Below are 13,750 nucleotides of genomic sequence, written 5' to 3'. Positions count from 1 at the left end.
CGAGTTTCTACGCGCAGCAACGCCCTTCTTCGCCACAGTTGTCCTCGCAAGAAGCGCGCTAGCCTACTCAATGGGTAGTTCGCGCAAACGCCTGAGAGGCGGGACATCGGCAATGTGTTCCATCCGTTGAAACATGCCCCTCGAACGTCTCAGACATGTGAGTTGTGGGCAGTTCGATCCACCCCGCTCGTTCTCAGTCCAGTTCGAAACGGATACGGCAAGTGCGGCACGTTACGCACCCGCGCCTGCACGGCGCGCTCGTGCCATTCCGATCAGTTAGATTATATTTACGTCAGCGTCGCATCCGAAGAACGTTAACCCTCTTTTGATCTTGTATAGAGAACAATATATGGGTAATGTTCTTCCTATGAGAACGCCCCCCCCCTTTGAAGCCACCCCAGCCACCGGTCTTCGCGCGAGCCCGTGCACCACCATGGCTAGGGGAAACAGGATGAAAGACGAAATCGATCACACCTCCTGCGTAGCGCCGGCGGGTGGTAGAACTCCGGTCGGAGAAGGTCTTGATCCGGCACGACCCGGACGGACTGCCAAGGACCAGAATCGTCTTGATGAACGCGCGGACGAGCACATGCCTTTGGTAGGGCGGGCTCTTCAGAATCCGGCGTTTGCACACGACGAATTTTTTGATCAGGCTCTCGCCACGCTGGACGAACTGCGTCGCGCCGTGGCGAACGATGGGGTCCCGTTGTCCGAAGTCTACGTCGAAGGAGCGATGGGTTCCCTGAAACATGCGCGCGAGACCCTGGTTCATGCCAAGAGCGGGCATTGCGGATCAATTAGCATCGACGTGCCGAACGCCGTCGCGCCCCTTCGCGCGGACGGTCTGCTGTGGCGCGCACAACTGCCTGAGGGATGGTCTGACGAGCTGCTGCCGGAGCGTCCCGACCTGGGAGCCGATCTCATGGCGACCGAGGGCCTTCGCGAGATGTCGCGAGGCCGCTACCTCGGCAGCGTGCTCGCAACCGCGTTGGCGTACCATTCGTGGCTGCATCTGGGGACGGGGACGGTCTGGTCGACGGACCGCGGAGGCGCTTTGGCCCTCATCGGGGCACTCTCCGGTGGCCGATCCATCTCTCTGATGAGCTATGCGGAAAGCCGCGGCGCTTTGGAGGAGCGGGTTGTGCGGGCGATCGCGTCGATAGGCTGGCGACGTTACCGCTCTCCACGCTATGAAGGACCCGTTCCGGGTTCACACGCTCCGCGAGCGTCTTGGGAGGTCTGAAAACGAGAACCGCCATCGACCGGTGCCATCGCAGCGGGAAACGATGGTCTCAAGCGGTCCTGCCTCGACCGGCTAGCTGACGCCTCAGACGTTCGACCTGAGCTTTCTCCTGGCGCACCGCCGCCTCGGCGCGATCGGTCTTCAGGATCGCCTCCGCCATCTTCGACCGAATTACCCTGATGATTCCGCGCGCCTCGTCGAGTTCCTGCTGCAGCTTGTCCATTTTGGCTGTGGTGCTGGGCAGAACTGCGTGAGTTGATTTGACCCCCTTGATGCGCGCAGCGAGTTCCTTGAACGGTGAGTCGTCTCCGGTGAGCAGCTTCCTGCTGAGGCCGGCCTCCTGGGCGACGGTGATCTGTGTGACGGGAACACGGAGGTTCTCTTCCAGCATTTCCCGAAGTTCGTCGTCCTGGAGCATGTTGTCCGCCGGAGACTGCGACAGCAGCCGCTGGAAGGCCGCCTCCAGCAAACGCCCCTCCTGCTCCCTCTTCTGTTTGCGTGTCGGCTTTGCGGATACCGGCATATTTTTATCCTTCCGTTGTGACGTTGTTCTGGGGGGCGGGGGGGCCTAGTGCCCTGTTCCCTTGCGGACGCGTCTGTCGCTGGGCGCTTCGACTAGGATTACGGGCAACGGCACGTGAAGCGCGCGAAGAATTGCGGCAGCCTGCTGCGCACGCTTCTGCATGACCCGGAACTGAGGGCTCCTGTCGGAAGCCAACCATGACCCCTGATAAGAGATGTAGCGTTTACGCCAATAGCCGGCATGTTCGGGCGATACGGAGTAGTTGGTGCAGCCCGTGCATTGTCCAGGCGTGCGCTGGGCGTAGTTCGGGCGCGCATTGCGCCAGCTGCTCGTTCCCGCAGCCTCGTGACAACGCGCTTGATCAGGATTGGCGCCGATTACGCATCTTCCGTGGTCGGCGTGGAAGATGCGAATGTCCTTGTCGATGAGGAAGCGGGTGATTTGCGGAAGCCCGCTCTCGAAGGAGAGGTCGGGCACGAGCTTCTCCCATTCCTCGCGGTGCTCCTTCATGATCTCGTCCAAGCGGCCGAACGTGCCGCCCGCACCGTGGCGTTGCTCATAGATCCAGCGTGCCGCCTCCTGTGCGTGAACGCTGTCCTGCGCTGCCAGCATCGTCGGGTCGTTGGGCATGTAGCTGTTTTCGGTCACAGCGATCGACATGTGCTTGAAATGGTGCGCGAGCGCCGGCACCATCCGGTCGTCGATCTTCATCATGTATAGCGCGAACGTCTTGCGCCACTGGTGCGGGCGGATGCACTTACCGTTCCCCTCGACATACGGCCGTATCCGGCGGTCCCGATCGATGAGCGGTTCCAGATCGGCGAGCTCGCAATTCGTTTGAATGAATTCCGAGAGGGAAGTGCGAAGATGGGACGACTGGATCGGAGCGACGCCGGCTGACGAACGAGGAAGTCCACTACCTAGAAGGCTGAGGATGAGATGCGATCTCGTCCGCTCGCTCTTAGCTAGCGTTCGCCAAGGAGCGTAGAGCGCCTCCAGGACCCTGAGTGCGCGCAGCACGGGCGGCTCGATGTCGGTGCCGAGTGGTCTCGATCCGATGAGCCATGTCTCCTCCCGCGGTGACCGTTCATTCTTGAACAGCCGACTGGTGACGAAGAGGTGTTCGTTCATGCGGGTCTTGGACGGCTTCAAGGTCACGCAATGCGGGATTTTGGATGAGCCCAAATCGTCGTGAAACAACGGCAGCTCTTGGCCTTTTTGCGTCGGGTCCGCTACGATGGAGCAGAGTTCGCCGATGCGTACGCCCGTTCCACAGAAGATTATGAGAATCGCGGCGTTTCTGATGAGTGTGATGAGCTCCTTCATCTCGACGCCGCCGCCCGGTCTCTCGGGGGGCAGTACGATCGCCTCATGCCAGGGTTTGCCGTTGACGTCGGCGAACTTGAAGTTCTCGATCTCGGCTCGCAGCAGCCGACGCTCCGACGTGGTAGGATCCCGATCGAGGCGTGCCAGATTGCGGACGTAGCGTCGTTGCAACTCGATGACGTCGTCCGCAGGTTTCTCCAGCAGAGCTTGAGCAACCTTCATTATGCGCAGTGAAACGGCGTCGGGGAGAGGCGGAATGAGGCTCGAGGTCAGGGAGGAGGCTTTCTCCGTCCGCTCCTTGAGAGTGTGGATGGCGAAGGGATCGTAGGACAGGGTGCGACAACCCGCCGCGTGCATGTCTTCGGCAGCGTCGAACAGATGCCGCCAGCATCTCAGACGATAGTGGGCGGCGGCCCGCGTGAAGGCGTCCGAATCGTTGGCATGCTGTTCGATGGAACTTGCCGTCGAAGCAGCGTCGTCGTCGTCTTCCACGGTTTCGGATGCGTCCTGAAAGTCCTCTTCGCTGAACTCATATGGATCGGCGGATCCGGCATCCCCGGTGTCGCCGTCGCCGAACTCCTCCTCGAACCATTCCGGGTCGGAGAGTTTCACGGCGAGATTGTCCTCGAACAGCTTGAATGCGTCTTCGTCGAGCTGGTCGAACGAAAAGTAGGAGAACGTGGTCATGAACCGCAGCAGGTGGCGGATGCCGGTGCTGAACGTGGACGCGGTGGTGTGCTTCAGCTTGTACTCCCCATCACGCTTCAGAAAATGGAGTGCTGCGAGCATTTTCGCTTCGTCAATAAGCCGCGGTGACGCCTTCACCTTCCAGCTGATCGCGAAGGAGGACGAAGTTTGTCCGCCGCTCTCACCGTCCAGACGCCATATGTTATCGTTCCACAGCGACACTGAAGAAACTGCGGGGTTGGATGACAGGATGCGGGCAAGCGTCGGCTTGTCGTCCATGTCGATCATGGGCGCTTCGGGATGGGACATGGTTAACTCCTGACCGAACCGAAGTCCGGTATCCGGTGTCTATGGGGCGTCGGTGTCTTGCGGTTGCGGGTCAGTCGACCTCGGGCAGCGGCGGTATGGAGACGTTTCCGGCGGCGAGGATCGTTTCCCTGGGGAATGCCGCAAGGCAACGGGTGAGCAGCTTTGCCTTCACGGGGCTCCAGCGTGGAATCCAAGGAGGACCAAGCGTGGCCTGCGCCTCGTCGATCCGGCGCAGAAGTTCGCGCTGGTAGGCGTAGGCATGGGGGGATGCGAGGTCGATCATCGCGTGCTCGCACATGGGGCAATGACCATAGGCGCCACACAGCACGCCCTTTTTCTCCGTGCCCATCGGACTGTCGTATGGATCGGCACAGGCGAAGCCCGGCGTGGCCGCGCCTAGATCGACATTGAGACGATCACGTTCAGTGGGATCCACCTTTCCTTGGGTGGACACGAAGCGCCATAATTGATTGATCCCGCTGCCAAGCATTTCCTCGTCGCGTCGTTGCATTGCAGTGGAGGTATAGAATTCCTTCGTGGTATCGATCGACGCATGTCCGGCTACTTGCTGGGTCGACATCAGATTTCCACCAGTGATCTCGTGCACGAGATCCAAGGTCGTCGGTCGGATCTGCTGCAACGTGAAGACGTCGAGGCCATGGCGTTCGCAGAAGCGAGCAAGGGCTTCGCGCCAAGCCTTATCCGAAACCTCGAGAGGCACGCCGGTGCGGTGTGCGCTGTAGCGGATGAAGACCCGGTCCGAATAGATTGGAAGGCGTAGCAGTTTTCGCACGCGCTCCGTGCGCTTCTCCAGAAATGACAAAATTTTGGCCGGGTTGTCGTAGTCGTCGGTTTTGAGCACGGAGTTGCGATGGTTGCCGTGCTTGCGGGGTTTGTACGGGAAGAGGCGGATGCGTGGGCGTCCCGCGAACGTGTCGTCATCGTAGTCACTGTGCGTCATATTGAGAATGACGCCCGGGTTGAAGGCGAACAGCGTGGCGAGAAGCAGCACGAATGGAAGCAGTTCGTCGAGAGAAGGGTACAACACCTCGGTTGCCGAGCGGTAAAGCGCTTCGTCCATTGAACGAGCCAGTGCGACGGTTCTCGTGATGTCGTACCAGGAGGGTGGCTTTCCCTCGAAACGGTGTAGCAGGAACGCGGCACATCTCAGCGGATCGCCTGCGATGCTCTTCGCGTCCGAAGCGCCCTCGCTCTTCAAGACCATGTCGAAAGCCTCGTCGCGCGCTTCGACGAGCCGCATCGTCGCCTCGCAGTCTGCCGCGGCGGATATGAACAGCATTTCCACCATGGTGTCATCCAGGATCTCGGTATGCTCGATGTCCCGATTGCTACCTGAATAGAGATTATCAAGAAGCTTCAGTTCGGGAGACAACCTGGCTGACCATCTTTTGTCAGCCATTAGCTGCTTCAGTACGAGTTGAAGATCCTGAATCTTGATCTTGCGGGTCAGCTTAGACCCACAATAGCCGTTGGAGGTTTCGTCATCGAGCCACTTCTTGAAGTCACGGAGCGTCTTCGTGGTGATGTCTCCGATATCTAGGCCGACAATCATCTGGTCGTCGAGGAAAGAGAGGAAACCCGATTTGATATTCTGAGCGACGTAATACCGCCGATCAGCGCTCGGTACTCCGAGACTATGCATGACATAGCCGAATGCCAGAGCGTCGCTCAAGCCCGGGTGCTTGTCGAATTGCGTGAGGTCGACGGGTCCTTTGGAAACCAGTCCGAAATGGTTCGGGAAGGTAGCCAGACGTCGTCCGCCGGAATAGCTGAGGAAACGCGATGCGATGTCGTCCTTGGTCTCCTTGACACGTTCGGCGGCGAGCGCTGCGCGACGCTCCGCTTCCGAAACCTTCTTCATACGGTTTCTCCTTTGAGGTTTGCGACCTCACGCGCGACCGCTCCTCGCCAATCGTTGCGGATGGCGTGGAAGGTCTCCGCAAGGCGTTCGAGCGCTTCGGCTCCCAGATGGTCTACGACGGAGAGATAGATGCTCGTCGTGGTGGAGATCTGAGCATGTCCAAGGGCCTTCTGAACACGGAGCCAGGGACGAACGCGACCTCGCGACTCGAGAGCGTGAAAAAGCATGACTGCAAAGCTGTGACGGGTGTCATGGAAGGTGTGTCTGGGGACCATCACGACCTGAACCTTGGCCGAGCCCTTGCCGAGGATCTTTCGGCGCGTGATGTTCAGCGTTCGGCATGAGGCCGCGAACTCATCCTGCAACGTTGCCGCCTGCGTGGGCTTTCCAACGTGCTGCGGCGAACCGGCGTGATTGAGGAAGAGCTGCCATGGCTCGGGTGTCGACCCCTTGAGCCAGATCGTTCTCGCTCTCGTAAGCGCGGTATGACGTTCGCCGGCGACGTAAAGGTTGAGCTCGTTCATCAGCCACGCCGGGATGTTTATCTCCCTTGGCACCAGACCCTTGGTCTTCGTAATCTCGATCGAGGTCATGACGAAGGGTTGCGTTTTGTCGAAGTCGAAGTCGGCGAACAAGGCGTGATGAAGGTTAAGGATCTCGTCGATCCTCATGCCGGTTTCGAAGCCGAGCTCGAACGCCAGTCGCGTACGATTCACGCCGCGCGTCTTCATGGTAGGAAGTGGCCCGAGATGGTCGGCGATCATAGCTGCATGCTTGGGTGAAATCGGATGTGGTTCGCGATCGTACTTGCCCCGTCCGACGTTGCCGCGCGCATGCGCTGGTCCCTTCGGGTCGAGCATCAAGGCGTTGGCTAGACGCTTGGCGGCGTCCGGCTCGGGTATGTGCTCGACCAGCTTGCGTCCGTGTGCCCAGCGGTAGAACTCCGCGACGCTGGATGCACGACGCTTGACGGTGCTGTCGCTCAGGAAGTCGAACGTTTTGCCGCTGATGATCGTACGCATGTCGATCAGCCAGTCGGCAACCAGATGATCATCTGCGCAGTCCCAGGGCACCCCGCTAATCCGCGCCTTCTCCCACCAGTCCTTTAGGTCAGCCGCTGCGGCATTGGCCGAGTTCAGCTTGGTCCATGAGCCTTCCTTGAATGCCGCCGGACCGGAGTATTTCGCCGCGAGGAACAGAAGGACAGGTTCCACAACCTCGTGCGCCACTTCGTCGACGATGAAGGGGAACCCGGTTGGCAAGACGGCACGTACGGCGGGCACTGGGCGAGGAACATTGGGAATGACCGGGGTTTCATCGAGATCGAATCTCGCGATCGTCAAAGGCATTTTTTCCGCTCCTTCACTGGTATCATCCCCCCTTCCGGACCACTCCGGGGGTCGGCAGACGGCCTTTTCCAAACCGGGACAAATGCGTGACCGGACATAATCGCCGTTATATCCGGTAGAGAGATTGTCCCGTCCCGGATCACGCCATGGGAAGGCGTGAGCACTTCCCGTGGCGTGATCCGCAGGCTCACCGATCCCGTGGCGGGAAAGGGACAATGGCAGCTGACGACGACGACACTGGCGACGTCGAGGCGCCCTCTTGGAGATCCGGTTTCCACTTGCGGCCCGTGACCGAGCAGAACAGCCAGACCGGCACGTCTAGCCTGACGGAGACGAAAGGCAGGCCATCGTCGTAATGCGACGTCGCCGCTGTGACGATCATGTCGTCGGTGAGAAACGCGTGGTTTACGAGCTCCGTGACCGGCTTCCCCACCGCTTCCTTCAGCCGGGCTGCGGGCACGTAGAGCGAGAAGATGGTGAAGCGATCCTCGGAGAATTCGACGAGTTGGTTGGTCGGACTGCTAGCGGCCCGCACCTCCCCGTAGCGCATGAGAATGTGGGTTTCGTCGGGGAGGCGGAACCCATCCTCCGTTGCGAAGCGCCGCAACGCAGATGCCTCGTCGGTGCAATAGGCCATCGCGTTCAGCGCTAGTTGATTCACTGTGCCGCTGGCGCCGAGCAACATCAAATCTGCTCTGCTGCGTTGCAGTCGCTCCAGATCACGACGGTAGTGCGATAGGCGTTCTTCGAGCACTTCGATCGTCTCGATAGGTATCTCTTCGATCGTCCGTCGAAGGGTTCCCGTGTCGATGCTTTCAATCAGCACCACGATGGCCGGTTCGGCATCACCGCGCCAATGATCGTAGGTCGCCAGTCGAACATCCACGAAATCCCCGTGCAGCCCCGACGTCATCCAGCTGCTGACGCATTTGCGGGCGCGAAGACGGGCAGTATGAAGCATGTTCGCCAGACGTTCGAGCTGCGGTACGCATTCATCCAAAGCGGATTCGACCTCGTCGATCACGCCTTGGGCTTCGTCGCGTTGCCAATCCTCTCCCAGGCAATCGGCCATGCCGTATTCCACGGGCAGAACGACGCCTGGGGCGAGCTCCAGTATGACTCGGAAAACGCTCGGATCGTCATCTTCGCAATCATCGACATATTTGCCGATCTTGATCAGGCATTGCTTCGAATCCGTTTCCAGATTCTCAGTCAATCGTAGAATGTTTGCGTGTACGCGAATTACGTCGTACGGAACGTCGACGTTTGCCGCTAGATCGTTCACGGTCCAATACTTCAACTTTTTTCTCCTGTCTTGATCGTCACCGATCAAGCCCATCAAAAATCTTTGCCCGTTGTAATCGGACGTGGACCGGTCTTAACGGCCATCTCATGCCACGATCGTTTGCTGTCGATATTGGAATCGGCGTTGCTGCCGCCGTTTGGTTAGTCTTCGAAAGGGCCGTACGACCTCAGACCTCTGATCTGCATCATGTCAGGTCGGCCCGCGTCACGGTACGCGTCCCATCGCCACTTGGGTGCGAGGCGATCCTTGCGATCGTCGCCGCCTTGCTGAAGCTCCTCGGGCAGCTGTTCCAACGAGCCGATGGTTATGGTCTCGGGGTTGCCCAACTGAACGTACCGTATCATGTCTGACAGTGGGACCACGCGTCGCACGATTGCTCGGAAGTCGGTTGGTTCCAGCACGCCCGCTTCGGCGAGGCGTTTCTCCATATGGTCTAACGCGGCGGAACCCGACTCTCTCGCAAGAGGTGTCGCGGTGCCTAGGATCTCCAAGCAGCGCTGGTTGTCGATCAGACCCGCATGTTCGATGTGCATCATGACTTCAAAGAAGAATTGACTGCGAAGCAGCCCGCCGATGAATTCACTCCAACGGGGGACGTGGTTCATGGTCTGGGCGGCGATCGGGAGATAAAGATCGATCGTGCGGATTAGGCGCGAGACGAGCAATCCGGCGTGTAGGAAGTGAACGGGCAGCGAGGTGCCCAGGACCGTGCGCGCTCCTAATTCAAGCATGGCCTTCGCGACCGTATCGGTCGATCGCGCTGCAGCCTGCGTGTCGCAGGCGCTAAGCACGACGATCGGTGGCATTCGGATTCTTGCGGCGAGGGATGCGATGGTCACTTGATCATGACCGACCACGAGATGAGCCTTGCCGCCTACTGGGTGACTGCCATGGCAGTCGAAGATCAGTAACGGACCGTCGTAGCCGTTGATTGCAGCAATGAGTTCGTCTTCGCTTTGTACCCTTTCCACGCGGACCTGCGTCCATGACGATGATGGGTGGTCCTTGAGCATTTCCACGATGCGATCATCTCGAGCACCTTCGGCGAAGGCGCTCACCAGCAATATCTCCGAGAAGTCGGCAACGGACAGCCGCAGTTGCTCGTGATGCTCCAGTTGTAGGAGGAGCGCATCTGCCGGCGTGGCCGTGGTCCTTGATACGTCGCATTCGAGGCAGAGTGGCAGATCACCGATGGGCAGCCATTCCACAGGTGCGTCGCTGATGACCTTTACGCCCCATCCGGTATTGAGAATTTCTTCGACCGCTCGTGGATCGACGGCCGCGCATAAGGCCGTCTGCATATCCGCAAACAGCTTCGCCACCTTTGCCGGGGCGGGATCATCTGTGCTTCGAAGGTTTTCCGAGAACTGCCTGACCCGACCGATCACCCGATTGATCGATGGCCGCAGCCTCCAGGATCCGGCCATCGTGCCGGCCGTCGCCCACCCGATCGCTTCGGAGAAAAGCAGCAATTCCCGGTGCCAGTCAGAACGCAGGGCTTGAGCGATTTTGGAGTTCGTGATGCGCTCGAAACGATCGGCGCCGATCAACGTCGAGAATTCACGCTGGTTCTCGATTAGGCTGGCAAGATCGGAGATCGCCGACTTGTCTTCCTTGGTTTGGGCCTTCTCGAGAAGCCGGGTGCGAAGGTTCGGAAGCCAGGAAGGTGCGATGAGCCAAATCACCGGACGGGGCGGTGCCAAGGCGATGCCCGAAGGAATATCGGAACTGGTACGGGCGTCCAAAACGGCGGCGAACCCCTCGTGCACAACGTCTTCGTATGCCTCCTCGGATTCTCCACTCCAGTGAGGAATGCATTCCGGCGAGCGTCTTCCGTTCGCCGACAGCGACAATTGGTTGGAAGAAGCTATAAAGTGCCCACGGAACGGAAAGGCTACCGGCTCCGGCTCCTTGATCTTCCAATGATCGAAAAGCGGGCGAAGGTGACCGAGCTCCTCCTCATGCTCCGCGACGACACGAAGGCAGTGGCTCCTTATCACATCCGCCGTCAGCTCTTCCGGGCGGATCGCGCCGTCGACTTCGACCAGCGATGCGTGAATCGGCCTGTAACGCTGATGCGACTGCCATTTCGATACGAATGCGGCGGCGTCGGGCGAGGCGGTGAAGACTATCCAGAATGGCGCCCTTCCACCTGGAGCGGCCTTTAGGAGACCCTTCGGGTACAGAAAGGAATAGCGCCATCCCGTCTGGCCGCATGCGCGATGTCCACGAATGGCTTCGAACGACATGGCGGGATCGACCAACGTCGCTGGTAGTCGGGCCATGACGCGATAGACCCAATATAGCTCTAGGCGTTCGCGCGAGTAACCTTGGATCAAGGATGCCTGCCCTGACGGCGGCGGCGCCACCGCGGCGTAAAATAGGCGCGGATCAATGCTACCGAGTATTGGATTGATGCTCATATGTCCGTTTTGGACTGAAAACGTTAATACGCAATGAGTGGGGCTTGTTTTGCGCCTGCCGCGGGATTTCGGCTCGGTTTTCTTTTTTTGACTCGCGTAATCAAGCCGGCGTCGGTCACGCGTCCTAAGGCGGTAATTTTTAATGATAATGAAAACGGGAGGAAGTCGGGCAGGGGCCGAGTTTCGCTCTCGGACCTTGGCCGATGAGCGACAACCCTTTCGCGCCTCGCTATGGCGTTCGTCTGATTGCACGGGCTGCAACGGCGCTACAAATCTTTGCAATCGCCGTGTCGTCATCGGCGCGGCAAGTAGGACATGCCTTTCAGGCATCCTCTCCCAAACTACCAGGGTCGCTTTGGCGACCCTTTTTTTTGCGCGACAGGCGTTATCGCGGCCTGTCGTTTCCGGTCAACCTGACGAATTTCATCGATTGCGGGTTCCGCACCGCACCGCACCGCACCGCACCGCACCGCACCGCAACGTAACCAGTAGTGCCGTGAAATTCGAAAACTTCGTTCAGATAGCCTTGGTTTTCGAACGCGCAGGGTGGGGCCGCTTGGGCGGTCCGACGCCTACCGTTCGCTACTGTCGATATGCATGGCGACTGGCAAGCCACTGTTTTGGTGAACGACGCGTCGCGGGCGGCGCAGCATCGTGGGGGAGGATCGACTTCCGAGAAAGCTGGCTCGCCTTATGGGCCGAGCAAGGCGGATTACTCTATAGCCAGCCCCGCCTTCAAAGCCGCTACCATCGAGTCGTGAAAGCGTTCCGTGGCTACGGTGTTAGGCTTTAGGATATCAAAGCCGTGATATCCGCCCTCCGTTATATGCGTGGTGCAACTTACGCCAGCCTGTCGAAGCCTTTCACCATAGGCTGCGTCCTCGTCGTGGAAGAGGTCAAGCGTTCCGACGCCGATCCACGCTGGTGGCAGCGCACACAGGTCGATGCGGCTGGCAGGTACCGAGTAGACGGCATGATCCTTAGTGGTGGGATCGCCGCCCAGATAGCTCGTCCAGCCGAAGTAATTGCTTTCCGGCGTCCAGCCGAACAGGCCGGTGTCCCCATGATCAGCAACCGCCGTCGTCGCATTGTCCAGCATAGGATACACTAACAACTGAAACACTGGCGAGACGGGGCCAGCGTCAACCGCACGTTGGACCAGCGCAGCGGCCAGACCTCCGCCCGCACTCTGTCCGCCAACTGCTACCCGGGCCGTATCGATCGCCAGTTCGGAAGCATGCTCGGTGAGCCATTCCAATGCCGTATGGCAATCATCCAGCGGTGCCGGGAATGGATGCTCGGGGGCGAGGCGATAATCGACGCTGACGATCACGATATCGAGTCGGGCGAGAAGCTTCGTCAGCAGCGCGATGTCTTGCTCTGGAGTGCCGATTACATAGCCGCCGCCGTGCATCCACAGCATGACGGGCCGGTTCACCGACCGGGCTGCTCGCTCAAGGACAACGATCCGTACCGGAGGCCGGTCTTGGTCGCCTGTGCTCCAATGCTCGGTCATTCGCATCCCCGCTGGCATCTTTGACGCCGGGGCAACTGCCGTCACCCGCCGCAGGATGGCAACCAACGAGGGCGAAAAGGTCAGCGGCACCATTAGTAGGGCACTACGCAACTCGCGCGGCACGATCCTCATTAGTCGAGCGCGTCGCACGGCGGTTGCTGCGAGCAGGCCGACACCGGCGACCGATGCCCATTTCAGGATCTGTTTATTGCTCAATACAACCTCCGCTTATTCGCGCCCTATCGTACGGCCGGCACCATGGTGGAGCGTACTCGATTTCTAATTCGAATATTACGATCTTCAGGCTCCGTGCGGATTCGCCCTTAGCTGGCCAAAGATTCCAAGGATCTCAACATGGTAGCGCGGTGTTCACGCCGAATTCCTTATACGCGTTTGCGCAACGGTGCCCGCGTCCGAGAAGCGGATAGGGATTCCTGTTGGGTTGGGCTAGTGACCCCAGTCAACAGGAGCTAACCCTATGCGTTACGTAATCCGTAAAGACGGCGAGATGTCCACGCTGGGTGTTCACCGAAATAGTTTCGACGAAGCGCTTGCTACCGCCGCTGAAATGATCGCGATGCGCGATGACGAAAAGTCGATCGCGGTGGAGGACACGTGGGAAAATCGGACGATCGACGAGGCTGAGATTGCGTCGTTGATCTCCGCCAGATCGCCAGACACCGCCGGCAACGTGTGAGGCAACGTATTTAGGTAGGGCCCACGGGGGATACGCACCTCAAATTAGCTTCGAGCATCGCGAAATCGTCTAGCGTCTGACGTCCCCCCGGTTTTTTAGTCCATTTTGAGCGAGAGTTTTCCGGCCTTGAGAAGCCTCCGGGCAAGGAGCTGGAAATGAAGAAATCTAGGTACACAGACGAGCAGATTGCCTTCGCGCTGAAGCAGGCGGAAACCGGCACACCGGCGGCCGAAGTCATCCGGCGGATGGGGATTTCGGAGCAGACGTTCTACCGTGGGAACAAGGTGTACGGCGGTCTCGGGGTTGGCGAGCTGAGGCGCTTGAAGCAGCTCGAGGATGAGAACCGGCAGTTAAAACAGCTGGTTGCCGAACTGAGTCTGGGACGCAATCCGGTGTGTTGGCGGCATGTCCGCTACTCGTAACCTAAAACCATCACAATCGGGTGTATGTTAACTGAGTTTCGACCTTTTTGTCGTCTGGCTGGAGACG

Annotated in this window: 10 protein-coding genes and 1 pseudogene; 4 read left to right on the top strand and 7 right to left on the bottom strand. The window is 59.3% G+C overall.

The features are described from left to right. Nucleotides 1–451: 451 nt before the first annotated feature. Nucleotides 452–1,243: a hypothetical protein gene (locus C8J46_RS18080; RefSeq protein ID WP_132742064.1), complete on the top strand. Its 792-nt coding sequence runs from the start codon at nt 452–454 to the stop codon at nt 1,241–1,243. Nucleotides 1,244–1,292: 49 nt separating this feature from the next. Here C8J46_RS18080 and C8J46_RS18075 read toward each other — a convergent pair whose 3' ends face one another. The 6 genes from C8J46_RS18075 to C8J46_RS18050 all read right to left on the bottom strand — a co-directional run bounded on the left by C8J46_RS18075 (nt 1,293) and on the right by C8J46_RS18050 (nt 11,048). After that, nucleotides 1,293–1,766 (bottom strand): hypothetical protein, encoded by a 474-nt coding sequence (locus C8J46_RS18075; protein ID WP_132742062.1) that lies wholly within the window; start codon nt 1,764–1,766, stop codon nt 1,293–1,295. 45 nt (nt 1,767–1,811) lie between these two features. Then, a complete protein-coding gene (locus C8J46_RS18070; RefSeq protein WP_132742060.1) occupies nt 1,812–4,088 on the bottom strand; it encodes a hypothetical protein in 2,277 nt (758 codons plus the stop codon). Nucleotides 4,089–4,158: 70 nt separating this feature from the next. Then, nucleotides 4,159–5,970, bottom strand: a complete 1,812-nt coding sequence (locus C8J46_RS18065; RefSeq protein WP_132742058.1) for a hypothetical protein — start codon at nt 5,968–5,970, stop codon at nt 4,159–4,161. Next, a complete protein-coding gene (locus tag C8J46_RS18060) occupies nt 5,967–7,319 on the bottom strand; it encodes a site-specific integrase (RefSeq protein ID WP_132742056.1) in 1,353 nt (450 codons plus the stop codon). Before C8J46_RS18060 ends, C8J46_RS18065 begins: the two co-directional genes overlap by 4 nt. Before the next feature lie 187 nt (nt 7,320–7,506). Beyond that, on the bottom strand, nt 7,507–8,658 hold the full coding sequence (locus C8J46_RS18055) for a hypothetical protein (RefSeq protein WP_165886635.1): 1,152 nt from the start codon (nt 8,656–8,658) through the stop codon (nt 7,507–7,509). Between the two features lie 107 nt (nt 8,659–8,765). Continuing rightward, the gene (locus tag C8J46_RS18050) at nt 8,766–11,048 is read right to left on the bottom strand and encodes a CHAT domain-containing protein (protein WP_132742052.1); all 2,283 of its coding nucleotides are present in this window, start codon (nt 11,046–11,048) and stop codon (nt 8,766–8,768) included. Between the two features lie 203 nt (nt 11,049–11,251). Between C8J46_RS18050 and C8J46_RS18045 the strand changes: the two genes are divergently transcribed. Beyond that, nucleotides 11,252–11,533, top strand: a complete 282-nt coding sequence (locus C8J46_RS18045; RefSeq protein WP_132742050.1) for a hypothetical protein — start codon at nt 11,252–11,254, stop codon at nt 11,531–11,533. A 227-nt stretch (nt 11,534–11,760) separates the two neighbouring features. On the opposite strand, the gene C8J46_RS18040 is transcribed toward C8J46_RS18045, so the two are convergent. Beyond that, nucleotides 11,761–12,780, bottom strand: a complete 1,020-nt coding sequence (locus tag C8J46_RS18040; RefSeq protein ID WP_132742048.1) for an alpha/beta hydrolase — start codon at nt 12,778–12,780, stop codon at nt 11,761–11,763. A 262-nt stretch (nt 12,781–13,042) separates the two neighbouring features. On the opposite strand from C8J46_RS18040, the gene C8J46_RS18035 reads away from it, so the two are divergent. Both C8J46_RS18035 and C8J46_RS18030 read left to right on the top strand, forming a co-directional pair. Continuing rightward, on the top strand, nt 13,043–13,261 hold the full coding sequence (locus tag C8J46_RS18035) for a hypothetical protein (protein WP_132742046.1): 219 nt from the start codon (nt 13,043–13,045) through the stop codon (nt 13,259–13,261). 155 nt (nt 13,262–13,416) lie between these two features. Then, a pseudogene (locus C8J46_RS18030) lies at nt 13,417–13,647 on the top strand (transposase); the annotation flags it as partial. Between the last annotated feature and the right edge of the window lie 103 nt (nt 13,648–13,750).

Origin of the sequence: Sphingomonas sp. PP-F2F-A104-K0414 (assembly GCF_004340945.1) — a bacterium.
In the GTDB taxonomy this organism is placed as follows: Bacteria; Pseudomonadota; Alphaproteobacteria; order Sphingomonadales; family Sphingomonadaceae; genus Sphingomonas.
Note: the sequence above shows the minus strand (reverse complement) of the source record. Positions and strands in the feature narration are given on the sequence as shown.